This window comes from Moorena sp. SIO3E8 (assembly GCF_010692445.1).
Taxonomy (GTDB): Bacteria; Cyanobacteriota; Cyanobacteriia; order Cyanobacteriales; family Coleofasciculaceae; genus Moorena; species Moorena bouillonii.
The window spans coordinates 34,190-52,136 of sequence record NZ_JAAHHM010000046.1; the positions used below are offsets into that span (position 1 = coordinate 34,190).

The window sequence follows — 17,947 nt, forward strand, 5'->3', positions numbered from 1 at the left end:
TAGAAACTTAAAACCAATCATCTCAAATTGCTTGAGCATTTGCACCCTTATACTTCCTTTGGGTATAAACTTAGCTTTTGGTTTAGCTATTGAACTTAAGCTCTGATCTCCGTACAGAAGAGCGAGCTAATAGCTGTTTACCCAGGAAAGTAGCCCGTAAGCTGACCGCTCAATGGGTATAGCTGCCCATGATCAGCCATCTGACAACCTCAGCTCAAAATCTTTCAAGCAACTGTTATGGCAAGTCAGGGATACATCTACAACTTTCAACCTATTGGCAAACCAGGATTATGACTCAAAATAGCAAAAATCAGCCATCTACCCACTCTCAGCCAACTGTTAATTTTACCGAAGAAGAGCTGCAAGATATCTTACGCTATGCTAACGAACACGGTATTAATCCTTTTAGACTAGTCAAAGCCATTGCCCAAAATCGGAAACAGAGAATTGCCCAAGCTCACAATAGGCAGATTCGAACCAGGGAAACTGTTTGTCAATAGAGCCGCAGTTATTAAACTCAAGGCGCTGACTTTATTCGCCGTCAGCTTCTTTAACAAGAAGTGGTGGAGGGCATTACCATGCTACTCTATCCATAGTTAGTAAGGGTAAGCCAAGACACAATTTTTTATCCTTATATCTTCTCTCAGAGAAGATCGGATATATTGAAAGAGTAATGGTAAGGTCGATACCATTATAAAAACAAAAACTAAGAAATAATTGACGACTATTAAATCCCTGAGAACTGGTGTTTGTAATTTAGATTATGATCTACAAGTTCAAAAAATCCGGTTATTCAGGATTTTAAAATACAGTAAGTTCCTCAAAACTTTGGCCATTTTAGTTAATTTTAAATTAAAACTACCCTTTATTTTAAATTTGAATTAACGGGTTAACATCCTTTAAAAAAAGGATTAAACGGCAAAAAGTACGTTAAAACCTGGATAGAAAAAAAAGTAACCGTTATACCAGGGCTATTTCATTATGGTCTGAGATGGGCTGGTGCTAATAGAGATGCAATTCCAAATTGAACCTGGGGTTAAAACAACGGGAATAGCTAGTGTTAAATGTAGTCAATTTTTTTTGGTCGCAGAATTAACTGATAGAGGGTTTTACATTCGGGATGCTCTAACTACCTTCTGGTAGTGAATAGGTTCATACTCTAGGAAAAAAAGACTCTCCTAGTACAATCAAAGCTACAATCAAAGATTTAAGTTCCCATCTAATTTTCACGCATCAGTACCAACAAAGGGGTTCAGGCACTAAACTATTAAATACTATTAAATTTAAATGGGCGACAGGTTAGTAGGGGAGGGTGGAATTAAATTATCTACGTAACTGGTGAACGATAACACTCAACAGTCCACAGCTGACAGTATTATCAGTATTCACCTTTATTTACCTGTTGGTTCATTAGAGTTGGTTTAATAGAATGTGGTTAACCACTATCACTTCACTGCTAGGCTAGGAACTGTCCAAGCAGTCCCAGATCGTCACTACTGCGTATCATTACCTTCAATCTCAGCTTAAAGAACCCTAATGCAGACTACAGCTTATAGTGAGCTTTTCCCACTATTTAATACAGCTAGCCCAGAAACCTTAGAATGGTTTGAGTCCATTGCGGTGGAGCATGAGTACCCGACCGACCGAGCTATCATCATGGAAGATGCTTGGGGTAATGCTGTTTACTTTATTGTCTCCGGCTGGGTTAAAGTGCGACACTTACGCGGTGAAAACGATGTCACACTGGTAATTTTGGGTCGGGGTGACTTTTTTGGTGAAATGGCAATTCTTGATGAATCTCCCCGCTCAACCGATATCGTTGCCATGTCGAACGTGCGACTACTGACCATTTCTGCACAACGCTTTATTCAAACTCTCTTTAAAGATCCCCAGTTGCACCATCGCATGTTACAACTGATGGTGCGGCGGTTACGTCAGAGCAATGTCCGGTTACAAAATCGCTATCAACCTCCAGCGGTTAATTTAGTCAATACTCTAGTGGGTTTGGCAGACAATTACGGTGAAATAACTGAAAAAGGCACAGAAATCTATAACATTTCCTATCAAGACTTAGCTGATATCACAGATATCAGTGTAGAGGATACTACCAAAATTATGGAAAAGCTCGAGAGTAAGGGCTGGATTAAAGTTGACCCGGAGCAGCAAACTATGCGCTTGATGAATATCAAGCAGCTAACTCAGCTGGTCAGACGAGGTAGCTCATGAGGCAAGATTAGCTCTAGGTGCTACCTGCGCCATCAGGGAGGCGTGGGCCTTGGTTAGGAGATTTGGCTGAATTTACCAATATCGAGCTTGATAGATTACTTAATATAAGCTAATATTTCTTCATAAAGTTAAATAAAACTTAAATTAATTAACCTATCTACACCTGTATGGTAGAGACTTACTCTCGGAGCATGTAGATAGATTACGTCTAGCTTCTTCCCAAAAGCTAAAAACTTTCTGTAAGATAGCAGAATCGGTTTTTATTTGTGATAAAAGCACCGTTTTAAGTTTTACTAGCTCTCAATCAAGCTAATTTAGAAGATTTTTGGAGGACTATGATATGCGGATAGCTCAAGTTTCCCCCTTATGGGAGAGAGTTCCCCCACCAGGCTATGGTGGTATCGAACTAGTTGTGAGCCAACTCACTGATGAATTAGTTCGTCGTGGTCACGATGTCACCCTATTTGCCTCTGGAGATTCCATCACTATCGCTAAACTAAAGTCTGTGGCTCCTCAGGCGTTGCGCCTTGACCCCTCCGTAGAGGCACCAATAGTTTACGAACTACTGCAACTGGCTCAGATTGGCGAGGTGGCTGATGAGTTTGACCTAATTCACTTTCACACAGGGATGATTACCTTTCCGGTGATTGACTTGTATAAGACCCCTGTGGTTCATACCATGCATGGTCGCTTCGGCAATGATATTAGCAAGGCTTATGCGCGATACAGCCACATACCCCATATTAGCATCAGTAATCATCAGCGGTCATCCGGACCAGAGATGAATTATGTTGCTACGGTTTACAATGGTGTTAAAATAAAAGATTATCCGTTCAATCCAAAAGCAGCCGATGACCCCCCCTACTTAGGGTTTTTGGGTCGTTTGTCAAAGGAGAAAGGCCCTCATCATGCGATCAGAATTGCCCGTGAAACTGGCTGGAACTTGAAAATGGCGGGCAAGCTTGATGTAGTTGACCGGGAATTCTTCGAACAAGAAATTGCTCCGGAAATCGACGGTAAACAAATTCAATACTTGGGTGAAGTGAGCCACGAAGAGAAGGTGGAATTATTATCCAAAGCCAGCCTGACCCTCTTTCCGATTATCTGGCCCGAACCTTTTGGTTTGGTAATGATTGAGTCAATGTGTGTTGGCACTCCAGTGATTGCCACGAACTTTGGCGCTGTACCGGAGGTGGTGGCCGACAAGAGAACTGGCATAATCTGTGCCAATCCTGAGGACATGATAGCTGCCATTCCAGAAGCTCTTAAACTCTCTCGCGAAGAGTGCCGTAAGTATGTGGAAGAGACCTTCAGTGTTCCCAATATGGTTGATGGCTATGAAGCAGCTTATCAGAAAGTGCTAGAACAGCATAAGTAAGCTAATCCCAAAACTTCAGCTCCTGTCAGTGCAGTTTAATCGTTTAGATCAGCGCTTTTCGCCTTTTCCAGATAATTATAGGAAATCGGGACACAAAACTCCCCATATTCATGGGGCAGATGTAGCCCACCACGGCACTTTTAAGTGCGGTGAATCTGTTACTATGAAAACGTGAAGGCCAGTAGGAACAACCATATACAGTTTTGAAAGAATCTAGTTCAATCTAGTTAAGGAAAAATCCCTGCGAACCAGATCACTACTAGCTCGACTAGCCTACCTATAGGTGGCAAGCAATGGTAGTAATTCACTCCAAACATAAACACGAAATAGAGAAGTCCTGAGTTGCTAAGTTCATTGAGTTCTGAATAAGAAACAATGACAGCAAATGATTTATCTTAAACTGATTTATTTTAATCGGCACTTGCTACTCAGTACTCAGGACTATAACTAAAAAAATATGGCTGGGTGAATTAGACTTCACCCAGCCAATTTAGTTCCAAATATTTAGTTTTAAATACCCTAACAAGGAATTAAACGATTCCCTGCCAATTGTTTGTGGAGGTTGCTCCAGTGTACGCCTTCGAGACTGGGTAACACCAGGTGAGCTGCTCCAACTCGTTCAACTGGACCAAGTCCTACAGCCCACATACCAGCAGCTAGAGCGGCTTCGACACCAGACCCGGCATCTTCTACTACTACACAATAAGCGGGTTCCAATCCCAACTGCTGTGCTGCGTGCAAGAAGAGATCTGGTGCTGGCTTAGAGCGGGTCACACTGTAGCCGTCAGAAATTGAATCAATGCGATCGCTAATACCCAATCGTTCCATAACTTCCTTGGCATTTTTGCTACCGGAGCCAATCGCAACTTTGATACCAGCTTCCTTGAGTTCAGTCAGTAACTCTAGAGCTCCAGGTAGTAAGTCAGTCTTAGAGATGTTCTTGATCAATTCCAGATAGTACTTATTTTTGCGATCCATCATCTCTTGGAGTTGCTGTTCTGTGGCTGAGCGACCGTTCAAAAGTTCCATCAGGGACTCTCGACGTGAAAGACCCCGCAGTGCTTCGTTGGCCTCGCGATTAAAGGGAATACCCTCTTCATCAGCTAGTTTTTGCCAAGCTTGGTAATGATATTCTGCGGTATCAGTGATTACCCCATCTAAGTCAAAAATCACACCCTGGATTTGAGCTGGAGAGCCGGGGGGTCGAGAACTTGAGGAGATGGTAGTCCCAGATTGTGCTGTTTGAGTACTGGTTTCTGGATTGAGATCAAACTCGTACTTTTGTCCACGCCATTGCAGCTTAAACTTCAGACGTGTCCAGCCCGGTAGGAAGTGGGGAATAGCAACCGGTCCATCGTCTGTGAACTTGATCCCAGCACATCCAAAGATTATAGCTTGCCATAGACCACCACCGGAAGCAGCATGAATTCCTTCATGAGCGTTACGCCGCACATTTTCTAGGTCTACCATCGCTGCCCGCATAAAGTGGACATAAGCTTCCTCGGTCTTTCCTAATTCACAGGCGAGGATGGCGTGAACCGCAGGACCGAGGGACGAACCATAGGTGTGATCGGTGCGAGGAGAATAGTAGTCCCAACTTCGTTGCAAAATTTCCCGGTATTTCTCGGGCTCAGAGGTTACGCCATACTGCTCCCGCATCAGGTATAGTAACATCAAGACATCTGGCTGCTTGAGTACTTGCTTTTTACTTGCTCCTTCAATGCCAAGGATAGCCTGCATGGAACGGGTACGTGGCTCGTAATCTTCCAGGTTGATGTCTTCAATTTGGAAGAAACCCTCACACTGTTCGATTAAGTTCTTTTCATGGTCATAGGGTATCCACATCCGACGGATAATTTCAGACCACAGACTCACTCGGCTTGGAGTTAGCTCCAGTGTTTCTTCGAGTTCTTTAGCTTTCTGTGGATGTTCCCGGCGCAACCAGTCTAGGACGAACTGAGCAGTCTCTAGGTGCCATTGAACCATGCGGTTGGTGAAAGCATTGTTGTCTACCCCTTCGTGGTATTCGTCCGGACCAATCACATCCCGGAGTTCATAGCGCTCCCGTTTACCATTCCACTCAACCCGAGTTCCCCAGAATACCGCTGTATCTAGGATAATTTCAGCACCGTAACGTACCACCCAGTCATCATCACCGGTAGCTTGCCAATATTTCCAGATACCATAGACTACATCAGTAGTGATGTGGAGTTCGCGATCGCCACACCAAATTCGGACTGGGTCTCCATCTTTCTCAGCAGAGAGAACCCAGCGAGGGGTTACTTCGTCACCGGTGTCAGCACTTTCCCAGGCGTAAACGGCTCCCGGATAGCCCTGAAGCTTAGCTTTACGCCTTGCCCCAGGTAAAGTATGGTAACGGTAGGTCAGCAAATTCTTGGCGATCTGGGGCTGAGTCAAGATCATCAGCGGGAGTATAAAAATTTCTGTGTCCCAGAAAACGTGACCCCGATAGCCAAAACCAGAAAGGGTTTTAGCGGGAATATTCACCCGGTCATCATGACGGGGAGCACAAATGAACAGTTGGAACAAATTGTAGCGTATAGCAATCTGAGCGTTGAGGTCCCCTTCAATGACAACATCGCTATCTTGCCAAATCTTATCCCAAGCTGCCTCATGTCGAGAGAATAGGGTGAGATAATCCGGTTGGTTGACCAGGTGTTCCTGGGCTACCTTTTCTGGGGTTTCGGTGTCCCGGGATGTGAACACACTAATTACTTTATCCAGGGTAACCAGCTGTCCTGAGCGCACTTGTAAGGTAGTGGCTAAGGTGGGGTGACCTTCACAGCCCTTGAGCTGTATTTGGGCATCATCAACACCACTTACACTGACTCTCGAAGCCATACCCAGTTCGATCGCAGTATGACGGGTGCGAACGTGTAACCAGATACTTCCTTCGGATGTCTGGTTAGTTCCAGTTGAAATCTGACCCTGTTTCAACCATTCCCAGTGGAGCACCCCTTGGTTATCTGGGTAACCATTGATGCTGGCTTGAATTTCGATTGCCCCATCGAAATCCACCGGAGTGATTTGACAGCGAAGGGCTAATACATGGTCATCAGCCATACTGGCAAAACGCTCGATATGGATATCGATAGTCTTACCACCAGGAGTACGCCAACGCACATCACGAGTTAGCTTGCCTCGATGCAGGTCAAGTTGACGTTCGTAGTGCAAGATCTCGCCTTGATCAAGACGAAAGCGTTCACCTTCTACAACTATCACTATAGGTAGCCAATCAGGACAATTAGCCAGTTCAGTATAGACAACTGGCACATCGTCGTAGACACCATTAATCAATGTCATTGGCCATGCAGCGTGATACCCTTCCTCAAAGCTACCTCGGGTACTGAGGTAACCATTGCCAATGGTAAAAACGGTTTCCTTGTAGTGCAATTGAGTCGGATCAAACTTGGTTTCAGTTACTGTCCAGTCGGTGTAGATGTGGTTAGAGCTAGATGGGGACGATACTTTGGCATCCATAGTTAGTCGTTAGTGTTGCTGTGGTGGGTGGTTCCTTGAGTGAGGTCAAACGCTTCCCTTCGCTTGTGGGGTATAGGGTGTAGGGTTTAGGGAGTAGGAGAGAGGGGTGATGGGGGTGTGAACAGAAGATGGCACAACGCCACCCTTGAAACTCGGATCACTAACACCAGATTTTACCCATACCCCATACCCAACAATCTAAACCCCTGCTGTCAAGGGAAGGCTACTAGCAATTAATTGAAATAGTTATTGGCTCAGGCAGATTGCCCATAATTAGTGAATTCACTAATAATTTGCGATTTCCGCATTAACTGACCCATGAACAAATCTTTGGTTAGCTGTTGGTAGCCAACATCGGAGGATGAGTTTAGGTCAGTTAACGATATGAAGCTTAATAACTAGTAATTTCTATAACTAGTAATTTCTAGAATCAGCCTCCATCGTTCCATGAGTTTTCTACAACTCCGATTAGGAGTAACGTTTGTCGGACTTCGTTCCACTCCCGCGAACGGCAATGTTGTAAAGGCTTGTGGGGCTAGCAGCACATTTTTCCCTCACATTAACTACTAGGGAAAGGGCTACGAGCTGGCGGTCATTCGTAGGTCTCGTAACCATTACAACCAGCGGACTAATGTCCATCGCGGTGCATCTTAGCTAGGAAATTCCCGATTAACCGGAAACTACCAGGGAATTAACTAAGAGTGAGTTCTTATTAGCTTAAAATCAGTATAATTTGAATGGTTTTAAGCATTACTTTAGAAACAGTCAGCTCAACCATTCAGTTGTGATGCTTTCTGCTCCCCCTCCTCACTTTTTTATAGCCCATAATCTCTGATTAACGCGAGCTATGCTCGGCTAGTAACTTTGCCGCTCTGGGTTTGTAAATCAGATAGAACAAAGCTTCTAGGTAGCGCAGCAAAGCTTCTCGGCTTTCTTTAGAGGTTTCGCTCCAGAATCCGTAAATTTTTGCGAGTGAGAGCAGCTGCTTGGTATGCAACTGCCAATTGTATTTATCCCGAACTCGCTTAATACCTGCGTGAGAAATTTTCTGCCAGTAGTCAGGGGTGTGTTCGCACTTTGAAGTAAATTGCTGAATTTTTTCGGCAGTCCCTTGCAAGTCTGTGGGGTTAATGAGAAACCCATTATCGCCGTTTTGAATAATCTCTGATGGTCCACCAAATTGAGTAGCAAATGTTGGTAAACCGGAGATCATGGCTTCTAAAACGGTGAGACCAAAGGCTTCAAAGCGAGCAGGATGGACTAAAATTCCCCCCAAATCAGCAATCACTCGGTAGGATTCGCCGATATCGGGGGTGGTCAGACGTAGTCCGATCCATCGAATTTTGCCGTGAAGATGGTATTGCTCAATTAGCTGGTTGAGCTTCTCGATTTCCCCTTTCTCTTCTGGATCAGTGGCGTCCTCAACCCTGACATGGCTAGTGATTAAAATTAGGTTGCACTGTTCCTGAAGTTCTTTTGAACTGGCAAAGCATTCCACTAAGCCACTCAGATTCTTGATTGAGTTTAGGGGCGCAATGCTGAGAATCGGGCGCTGGTTAGGACTGTTGAGATAGCCGATAATTTCGGGGTCTTCCTTGGTCAACAGCAAGTCTTTAACCCGTTCACTGTCGTCGGCAATCCGGTCTGATGTCTGAGTGTAGGGAAAGAAAATGTTTTCGTTGACCCCTGGTGGTACCACATTAAATTTGGGGCTGAATAACTCAATCCCATTCACCACATGATAAAGTTCAGGCATACTGAAAGACTTGTAAGACTCGTAGTAGCCTACACTGTTTGGTGTTCCCACAAGCTCCTCATAGGTACTGGTCAGAATGAAATCTGCTGAATTCATCGCAATTAAATCAGCGGTGAATTGTATGGAGAAGTTATATTGGGACTCAAAGTCTTTCCAGTAGAGGTCACTAAACAGATATTTAGGCTTTTCCATGGTGTGAGCAATACTGCCATGGATAGCGTTTAGGCGTCGAGCTAGCAGAAACGCAACTAAACTCCCATCGGAATAGTTTCCGATAATTAAGTCTGGACGACCCTGGAATTCTTCTAGCAGGGCTTTTTCTGAATCTAAGGCAAAGGATTCGAGATAGGGCCAGATCTCAAATTTGGAAATCCAGTTGTCGGTGACGTTTGGGTTAAATTCCTCGAAAGGAACCCGCAAAATCCAACCGTTGCTGGTGCCTTGGATTTTTTCTAGGCGTAGATTGCACTGGGTACCTTCACAGTTGGGAATTAGGCGAGTCAGAACGATCACCTTTGGTTCGACACCCAGAACGTCAAGACCTGAGAGTTTAATATTGTTTTGGATTGTTTGTTCCAGGCTACTGGCTTGGTCGATGACGTATGCCACTTGACCAGCGGTTTCGGGAAGACCCAAGACTCCTTCTTGGCCAACCCAGCCATGAACGGAAACCAGAACAACCCGAAATATCAGGGGAATACGAGAAATAAAGGCTTCGAGTACTGCATGATCAGGAGCGTCCATTAACCGCTCGAGGAGTTCTAGGGTTTCGCGCACCCGACCAGCAGTGTTACCCCAACCTGCTTCAAAACCGAGAACTTGAAGCTCGAAGCGAAACTTTTCATAGGGGGTGTGAGCTGGTAGCTCTCCCACTAATGTTAGTGCTTGCTTAACCTTTTCAAAGAGTTGGGTAGTTGAGTCAATCCGGTTATTGAGCAGTAATGGTGTGTGGTCGTAGTGGTGCGCTTGTAAGTTTTTCAACAGCTCCTCTAGCCACTGCTCAGAGTCAGCAAATAATTGGCTAGATAGGTAACGGTTAAGAAACTCCAGCCCATTGCCAATCTTTCTCGGGTCACGAATTGTAGGAGTATTTTTGTAAAACGGACCAACATCAATTTCTAGCAGACCCCCTTTTTCTGGGAAGTAGCGCTTAACCCAGCGATCGCGTAAGCTTAGTAACTCCTCCACTGGCATTGGTTCAAAACTGGTCAAATCCGCTGCCAGCCGATAGATTTCTTGAGAAGCAACCCTTGTCCGCAGGAGAAGCCAAAGGTTTTTCTCTTCCAGAATAATTTCGTGGGTATAGTTCAGTAGTTCGGCGATAGAGGAAGTTCTTTTAAAGTAAGCAGGCTTGTCATGAGTAGTGCAGTAATTATCAAACGCTTGCAGAATCTGATTCCTTAGAAAGTACTGCTCTTGTTCAGATCGCAGTTGGCTGATAAACTGACGCAAATCAGCTTTCTCGTTACTTTGGAGAACAGCTCGTAACAAACTAGACATAGTAACTTAGCGTGTCTTGTCCATGGTGGGTCTGTAACCTACTCCCGCTCTAGCCCTTGGCTAGCAGGGAGTAGGATTGTCGTCGGAGATTGGCTCACTCCTTGGGATCTTCTGGCAGTGGGGCAATCGCTTACCCCACTATCGTGATTTGAATTAGGGCGGGGTGTGCCAAGCTTTAAGTAAGCAACCGCCATATTTACATGATTCCCCTAGATCGACAAGGCAGTTGGAAAATACATGGAAACAATTAAGCTTTTAATTATGATTAAAATAATTTTGCTAGGTGTGCTTGACCCATGAAGAATTAAATTCGCCACAGGTTGCACCTGCCGATACCCCACCTACACTTAAACACCCTGAACAATAGGTTTCAACTCCCACGCACTAATGGTCAAGACAGCTTGCCGATCATCGGCACTCAGCAAGTATAAAGGAAGTGCGTGGGAGATCAGCGCTCAGTGGTAAGGGTCAATTCTATGAAAGCCTTACCTTTGTCAAATCGGACAAATTTATAGCGCTATGCTTTGTCTTTTCCCTTTGCCATTAACTGGATGAGCTTTCGATCACAACCGTGAGGTTACCGGAATTTTTGACCACTTTACAGGTGGTGGTTGTCTCAGCTCGTTCCAATTGCAAGTCTAGCACCGTTGAGCCAATCCGCAAGTTACGGACTAAGAGTTGATTGATAAAATTTGGTAAAGTTGGCTTGAAAATATGTAAATTGTTTCCTGAAGCATCCGGTCGCAAATTCACCATCATTTGCAGCAGTTGGAAAATACTGCCAGTTGCCCAGGCTTGGAGAGGACAGGCTCCTGGATACTTGACCGGAGAGCTGTTGGGAGTGCGCTGGTAACCAGAGAATAGTTCTGGAGGACGATAGTAGGGTTGCTCAACTGTCATGTCAATCATGCCTTTGGCAATTTCTAAGGCTTGATCGACTTGATTTAGCGATCGCAATCCTAACGCAATCAAGGAATTTTCGTGGGGCCAGACTGATCCGACATGATAGCTGATCGGGTTGTAAGCAGCGGATTGATTACTGAGGGTACGAATCCCCCAACCATTGAACATATCTGGTGCTAACAGCCGCTTTGCTACACTAGCTGCTTTTTCTGGAGTAAAAATACCCAATGACAAGCAATGACCAGGATTGGAGGTTATGCTATCTACGAGTTTTCCTTCTCCATCTAGTGCTAAGGCACAGAAGTCTAGGTCGTCTAGCCAAAAATCCTGATTGAAGCGTTGCTTGAGCTCCTTGGCTTGGTTTTCCCAACGCTCGGCTAAATCAATTCGCTGCTTGATCCTGGCCAGATGGCTTAGCCTAACTTTAGCACCATAGACATAAGCTTGGACTTCGCATAATGCGATCGCTCCCGTTGCTAGGGTACCATCACGAGTGACCATGGAATCACCGGAATCCTTCCACCCTTGATTACGCAAACCCTTTTTGGACTGGCGCTGATAACAGAGATAGCCGTTTTGCTGAGATTGACGATCAATCCAATCCATGGCAGCCAAAGCATTGGGCCAGAGCAAGTCTCGGGTAGTTGTGTCATTGGTCCAAGCATAGTAATCGGCATAGAGCATCAGCCACAGTGGGGTAGCATCAACTGTACCGTAGTAGGGAGTGTGAGGAATTTCCCGACAGCGAGCCAATTCCCCAACCCGTAGTTCATGCAAAATCTTACCCGGTTGCTCATCCCGCGATGGGTTATCCTCTTGGCCTTGGTAGTGGGCTAAAATTTCCAGAGTACCTTTAGCAATGGTAGGGTCAAGAATTAAGGTTTGTGAGGCAGCAATTAAGGAATCTCGTCCAAACAAGGTGGAAAACCGAGGTACTCCTGCGGAAAGAACTGTGCAGCCATTAATAGTCTGCCTTAGTAAAAAGATGTCTCGTGTTGCCCGAGAAATCACTTGGTTAAGGGTTTCATTATCGGAGGTAATGTGAGTTACCTGTTTATACCATTCCTGCTTTTGGAGTAAGTTAGCGGTCTTAGCTTGTTCCAGGGTGGCTGGAATTTTAGCTGTAGTGATTCGCGCTTTGTGGGTGACCAGTTCCAGTCGATAGCCTAAGGTTTCAGTAGCCCCAGGCTTGAGGCACAATTCCCAAACCGCTGTGTCTCCTTTGTAGGTGTCTGGGAGACGGTGCATAAAGTGGATCTGAGATTCAATCAGGGAGTTATCGAGTCCCTGGTAACCTAGGTTAATGGTATTGCTGTTGAACTCAGTTAGGGTTAGCAGGGTATCTAAATCGATATCAGGCGGTAATGAACGCAGCAGAGTTCCCCGTTGCTGTCGCTGATGACCCCGGACTTCAAACCAGTCTTTAAAATCGGCATCGAAACTGAGGCTGACGGTGAAGCTAAGGGGTTGAGTGTCGTAATTGGTGATTACAATTTCTTCCCATAAGCCACCATGGAGGGCTAGCTGCCGCTGAATGCCTAGGGTTTTTGGGGGAAGATTAGGTGAGCGGGGATTACAACACATGACCGATAGGGCAAATCCTTCTTCAGCAGTGCTACTCAGGGGAATGGGGAGTTGCCCTTCTATTTGTAACTCTAAGCGAGAGAGAAAGCGGGTATCTTGACAAAATAACCCGGTTGTGCTATTAGTTTCGTTTTCTAAGTTCCCCGAAATATTCCCTAGGGTATCTGTGATTAAAAACAGGTCATCTACTTTGAGAGGAAGGGTTGGTAGAGGTTGGCTTGTGGTCAGCCGAGGCCATTTGGTCATCGACAACTGCTCGCTAGGAAGGTATCGTCTACCATCTCGTTCGATAATCTGTAAATCCATAAAATCAGCGCTGGGGCTTTGGGTTTAACTAGTGGTGGGCGCTTGGGGGATGTCATCAGTCTCTCTCTACCGCTGTGGTAAGGGTCGGGAGACATGGACATGACCCAAGTTAATTATCAATTTTTTTTGACAGGTCGAGTCCTCAGAGGATTGCTACCCTAAGAGCTAAATGGTAATCCCTAACGTTGAGTAATGACTGAAGCAAGAACTATTTTTCGGAGCAGCGCAGCCACTAGTACCTTAGCTATTCACTACCATGTCGCTATGCCTCAGCCTCAATCCCACCTGTTTGAGGTAACGCTGCAAGTGGAAGGCTGGGAAGCCCCTTTGTTAGATTTAAAGATGCCAGTTTGGACTCCAGGCTCTTACTTAGTGCGGGAGTATGCTCGACATTTACAAGATTTCTCTGCGGATACGGGTAATCCTAGCCAGTCTTTACCGTGGCGGAAACTGGCCAAGAATCATTGGCTAGTGGAAACTGGTGATGGGTCGGCTATCACTGTGCGTTATCGTATCTTTGCTAATGAATTAACGGTACGGACTAATCACTTAGATGCTAGCCACGGTTATTTTAATGGTGCTGCTCTGTTCTTGTTCATCCCAGGATTTGAACAATACCCTTGCCAGGTTACTATCGCGCCACCTAATCCCGATTGGCGGGTGACCACACCCTTACCGCGAGTGTCAGGAAAATATAATACCTTCAACGCAACGGATTTTGATACCTTAGTCGATAGTCCGTTTGAAATTGGTGACCATAAGCTCTATGAGTTTGAGGTTTTGGGAAAACCCCATAAATTGGCAATTTGGGGAGAGGGGAATGCTGACCCAAAGCGGATTATTGAGGATACTACAAAGATTATCAAGGTAGAAGCTGAGCTGTTTGGGGGTTTACCTTATGATCACTATTTGTTCTTGCTGTATCTAACTGGTAGTGGCTTTGGGGGACTGGAACATAAGGATAGTTGTTCGTTAATTTACTCACGCTTTGGTTTTCGGGCAAAGGATAAGTACAATCGCTTCCTGCAACTGGTGGCTCATGAGTTCTTTCACTTGTGGAATGTTAAGCGGATTCGACCATTAGCCCTAGAAACCTTTGACTATGAACAGGAAAATTATACGACATCGTTGTGGTTTTGTGAAGGAACAACCAGTTACTATGACTTATTAATTCCCCAACGGGCTGGTATCTATGATGCTAAGACGTTGTTAGAAAATTTGAGTAAAGAAATTACCCGGTTTTTAACTACACCAGGACGTAAGGTGCAGCCCCTGAGTGAGTCGAGTTTTGATGCCTGGATTAAGCTTTATCGACGGGATGCGAATAGTGATAATAACCAAATTTCCTATTATTTGAAAGGGGAAATGGTGTCGTTATTGCTGGATTTGTTAATCCGGGAGCGCCATGGAAACCAGCGATCCTTTGATGATGTGATCAGGAAGATGTGGGAGCAGTTTGGTAAACAGGAAATTGGCTTTACTCCCCAACAACTAAAAGAGGTAATAGAATCGGTAGCAGAGCTAGATTTAAGTAATTTCTTCTCGAAGACTATTGAGGGTACTGGGGAATTGCCCTTCAATCAGTATCTCAAACCCTTTGGCTTACAAGTGGTGGCTGTGGATGAAGAATCTGTGCCTTACTTGGGGGTGAAGGTGAAGACCGAGAATGGTCAGGACTGGATCCAGTTTGTGGAGATGGATTCTCCTGCGGCAGTGGCAGGAGTGGATGCTGGTGATCAGTTACTGGCTATTGATGGGTTGCGAGTCAATGGGGAGCAATTATGCGATCGCTTAAAAGATTACGAAGCTGGTGATGTTATCGAGCTTAGTGTATTCCATCAGGATCAATTGGTCACTCTACCGATTACATTAGGGAAATCTCAACCGAGTCGTTACCAAGTTATGCCAGTCAAGAATCCTACCAATGTGCAGCAGGATAATTTTTCTGGGTGGTTAGGGGCATCTTTGGTCAAGATTAGTTGAGGGGTAAGCATTCAGCCGTCAGCTATCAGCTATCAGCATTCAGTTATCAGCTTATGGGTTAGGTCACAGGCTGGAAGCCTGTGCCACCCTGGAAGCCTGTGCCACAAACCTGTTTGCACTTTTCCCCATACTTTCAATTCTCATGCTTTTCTATCAATATTAAATTCTCCCATTCCCGTAGCTTGGCCATAGGCCAAAGAAGTTTATTTTAAGCTGTTCGCGTAGCGTGCGCTTTTAGCTCACAGCTGACAGCTGATTGCTGTTCGCGTAGCGTGCGCGTAGCGCATATGCTTACAAAGTCACGAGAGAATTTCCGACCTCAGCTGTTCAGGAGTAACGGGTTGACATTTTCCTTCGGCAAACTCTTGTTGAGCTTCTTTAACATCTCTAACTCTCTCGGATCTTCGGCGATCGCGAAGACGATTTATTAAAATACTAATTAGATTTTCTTGATCCTCTAAGGGAAGTTCATCCGCTGCTTCTAATATTTCTGAAAAGGGAGTTTTTGTCATGATAATTTTTATTTTAGGTAAACTTAGTTTTCTTCATTATAGCAATTCTCTATCCCATGAGGGACAAAGGGATCCCCCTAAATCCCCCTTAAAAAGGGGGACTTTGAGGTTGATAAGCGTACCTGGTAAATGCAATAAACGCTATACCAAAGGGAACAGGGAACAGCGGATCTGGGAACAGCGGATCTGGGAACAGCGGATCTGGGAAAAGGGAACAAAAATTCTCACAATTCATTTAGGATTGGTATATATATATTTTATCCACCACGATTGACAGTTATAATTCAATAATTGATCATAGCGGATTCCCACTGCCAGCATTATCTGAAACAGATAAGGAGTGCGATTGTAATGCTTCAAGCTTTACCAACATTTCTAAGTGTTGATCAGTTTATTACCCAGTATGGTTACAACGAAGGCTATGAACTAATCGATGGGGAACTAATTGACATAGAAGCTACTGGAGATCATGAGGAAGTAGCAGGGTTTGTGGGACGGAAGTTAAATGTCGAAATTGACCGAGGATACCCAGATTATGTTATTCCCTACCGCTGTCTGATCAAACTTTTAGCTACCCAAACAGCTTTTCGTCCTGATGTGATTGTATTAGATAGAACTCGGCTAGTAAATGAACCTTTATGGCAAAAAGAGCCTGTGATTACCTTGGGAACCTCAATCAAGCTTGTTGTTGAAGTTGTTAGCACAAACTGGCAGAACGATTATGCTCGTAAGGTTGAAGATTATGCCATACTAGGTGTACCTGAATATTGGATTGTCGATTATCTGGGCATTGGTGGTAGAGATTATATTGGTAAACCTAAACAACCAACCATTACAATTTGCACTTTGGTAGATGATCAGTATCAAAAACAATTGTTCCGAAATGATGATGGTCTTGTATCGAAAGTCTTTCCGAACCTTAGTTTAACTGCTAACCCGATTTTTTGATCTAGTCAAAAATGAAAGCAAATTGGAGATAGAAGATGCACCACTTTTGCCTCTTGCCTCTTGCCTAAGGTATCCTGTTCACAAATCAAAGGAAAATCCTCTATGTTTGAAATTGAGTATCTGACTGATAAAAATGGTGAACCAAAAGCTGTTGTTATCCCAATTGAAGTGTGGCGACAGTTATTCCCAGAAGAAAATATTGCTTTAGATGAGTTATCAGAAAGATTAGAAGATTATTGTCTTAACCAAGCGATGGATGAGGCTAAGTTAACTCCTTTGTTAGACCGTGAAGCCGCACTAAAATACTTGGAGTAATAATGTGGAAATCGAGTACCGTGAATTATTTTTGAAAGATTTAAAGAGGTTAAAAAAGCAACCTGTATACAGGCGAATTATGGAAGTAGCTTTTGAAATTATACCGAAAGCTGCAGAATTGAAAGAATTAAGTAATGTTAAACCTTTGAAAGGTTATCCTAATCGGTATCGTATCCGTGTTGGTGACTATCGTATTGGAATAGAAGTGCATGGAGATAAGCTAGAAATGATGCGTGTTCTACATCGCCGGGAATTTTATCGTTATTTTCCATAAGGTTTTCAATGGCTAACGTAACTCAACATTATTCTCCATTTTCCTTAGAAGCATTTGTTGGGTTTCCTTCGGCTGATACTGTTGGCGAATCCGTGAAACCCTTATTCTGCCGTAATCTGCTCCCCTCTCCCAAGGTTGGGAGAGGGGCTGGGGGTGAGGGCTAAAGGGGTTTGTTGGTTTGTTAAGAAATATTTCGCCAACAGCATCAGTTCGGCTCAACCCAAGCTACAATAACCATGCGATCGCATATTACTTGATTGAATTCCTTGGGGAAGCCAGACCAGGCTTTGAGTGTAGCTGTATTTTACAGAAATGGTATAAGCCCCCCGCTGTTTTGGGGGGTATGGGGGGAGGGAAAGGGAAAAGCGATCGCAAAGCAAACCCTCAATCAACAAAAACCAATCGCCTCAAAACTCTCATCACCTCACCAGGATTACCAGTTGGCATCGGCTGAGTCCACTCCGTTACCTCAGCAAATCCTCTGATGTATAGGGCGTGAATTATTTTTTTTACCCCTTTGAGTGAACCAATCACTATAACTTTGACATATTCTCTGCCAGAAACTGGCTCCCTAGAGGCTTGAAGCTTAATCGATGCTGAGGTGTCTTGGCTAGAATCACCTAGAAAACTCTTGACTGAAGTTCCCCTGTACTTTTGTACTACTAGAGCACGGAAAGGCTATCCCCATAAGGGATAAGCTTTATTTAGCATACTCTTTGTGTGCCCATGTAATTTTCCAATTTTCTTAAGAGTCAAGGTTG

Annotated in this window: 12 protein-coding genes; 8 read left to right on the forward strand and 4 right to left on the reverse strand. The window is 44.5% G+C overall.

Annotated elements, in window-relative coordinates:
* Positions 1 to 290 precede the first annotated feature (290 nt).
* The 3 genes from F6K46_RS19930 (at position 291) to F6K46_RS19940 (ending at position 3,604) form a co-directional block, all read left to right on the forward strand.
* On the forward strand, positions 291 to 500 hold the full coding sequence (locus tag F6K46_RS19930; protein ID WP_293026248.1) for a hypothetical protein: 210 nt from the start codon (positions 291 to 293) through the stop codon (positions 498 to 500).
* 1,036 nt (positions 501 to 1,536) lie between these two features.
* Positions 1,537 to 2,226 (forward strand): Crp/Fnr family transcriptional regulator, encoded by a 690-nt coding sequence (locus F6K46_RS19935; protein WP_293062667.1) that lies wholly within the window; start codon positions 1,537 to 1,539, stop codon positions 2,224 to 2,226.
* Positions 2,227 to 2,566: 340 nt separating this feature from the next.
* Entirely contained in the window at positions 2,567 to 3,604 is a 1,038-nt protein-coding gene (locus F6K46_RS19940) for a glycosyltransferase family 4 protein (protein ID WP_293062669.1), read from the forward strand.
* A 519-nt stretch (positions 3,605 to 4,123) separates the two neighbouring features.
* On the opposite strand, the gene pgmB is transcribed toward F6K46_RS19940, so the two are convergent.
* The 3 genes from pgmB to F6K46_RS19955 form a co-directional block, all read right to left on the reverse strand.
* Positions 4,124 to 7,105, reverse strand: a complete 2,982-nt coding sequence (gene pgmB, locus F6K46_RS19945) for a beta-phosphoglucomutase (RefSeq protein ID WP_293062671.1) — start codon at positions 7,103 to 7,105, stop codon at positions 4,124 to 4,126.
* An 835-nt stretch (positions 7,106 to 7,940) separates the two neighbouring features.
* Complete coding sequence (locus F6K46_RS19950; protein ID WP_293062673.1) at positions 7,941 to 10,361, reverse strand: sucrose synthase; 2,421 nt, start codon at positions 10,359 to 10,361, stop codon at positions 7,941 to 7,943.
* Between the two features lie 543 nt (positions 10,362 to 10,904).
* A complete protein-coding gene (locus F6K46_RS19955) occupies positions 10,905 to 13,094 on the reverse strand; it encodes an amylo-alpha-1,6-glucosidase (RefSeq protein ID WP_366510770.1) in 2,190 nt (729 codons plus the stop codon).
* A 252-nt stretch (positions 13,095 to 13,346) separates the two neighbouring features.
* Here F6K46_RS19955 and F6K46_RS19960 point away from each other — a divergent pair, with 252 nt between their 5' ends.
* Positions 13,347 to 15,137, forward strand: a complete 1,791-nt coding sequence (locus tag F6K46_RS19960) for a M61 family metallopeptidase (RefSeq protein ID WP_293062682.1) — start codon at positions 13,347 to 13,349, stop codon at positions 15,135 to 15,137.
* Between the two features lie 299 nt (positions 15,138 to 15,436).
* On the opposite strand, the gene F6K46_RS19965 is transcribed toward F6K46_RS19960, so the two are convergent.
* On the reverse strand, positions 15,437 to 15,649 hold the full coding sequence (locus F6K46_RS19965; protein WP_293062684.1) for a hypothetical protein: 213 nt from the start codon (positions 15,647 to 15,649) through the stop codon (positions 15,437 to 15,439).
* A gap of 351 nt (positions 15,650 to 16,000) precedes the next feature.
* Here F6K46_RS19965 and F6K46_RS19970 point away from each other — a divergent pair, with 351 nt between their 5' ends.
* The 4 genes from F6K46_RS19970 to F6K46_RS19985 all read left to right on the forward strand — a co-directional run bounded on the left by F6K46_RS19970 (position 16,001) and on the right by F6K46_RS19985 (position 17,640).
* Complete coding sequence (locus F6K46_RS19970) at positions 16,001 to 16,597, forward strand: Uma2 family endonuclease (RefSeq protein WP_293062686.1); 597 nt, start codon at positions 16,001 to 16,003, stop codon at positions 16,595 to 16,597.
* Between the two features lie 102 nt (positions 16,598 to 16,699).
* Positions 16,700 to 16,912 (forward strand): hypothetical protein, encoded by a 213-nt coding sequence (locus F6K46_RS19975; RefSeq protein WP_293062688.1) that lies wholly within the window; start codon positions 16,700 to 16,702, stop codon positions 16,910 to 16,912.
* A 4-nt stretch (positions 16,913 to 16,916) separates the two neighbouring features.
* A complete protein-coding gene (locus tag F6K46_RS19980) occupies positions 16,917 to 17,186 on the forward strand; it encodes a type II toxin-antitoxin system RelE/ParE family toxin (RefSeq protein ID WP_075902223.1) in 270 nt (89 codons plus the stop codon).
* Between the two features lie 178 nt (positions 17,187 to 17,364).
* A complete protein-coding gene (locus F6K46_RS19985) occupies positions 17,365 to 17,640 on the forward strand; it encodes a hypothetical protein (protein WP_293062691.1) in 276 nt (91 codons plus the stop codon).
* Positions 17,641 to 17,947: the final 307 nt, after the last annotated feature.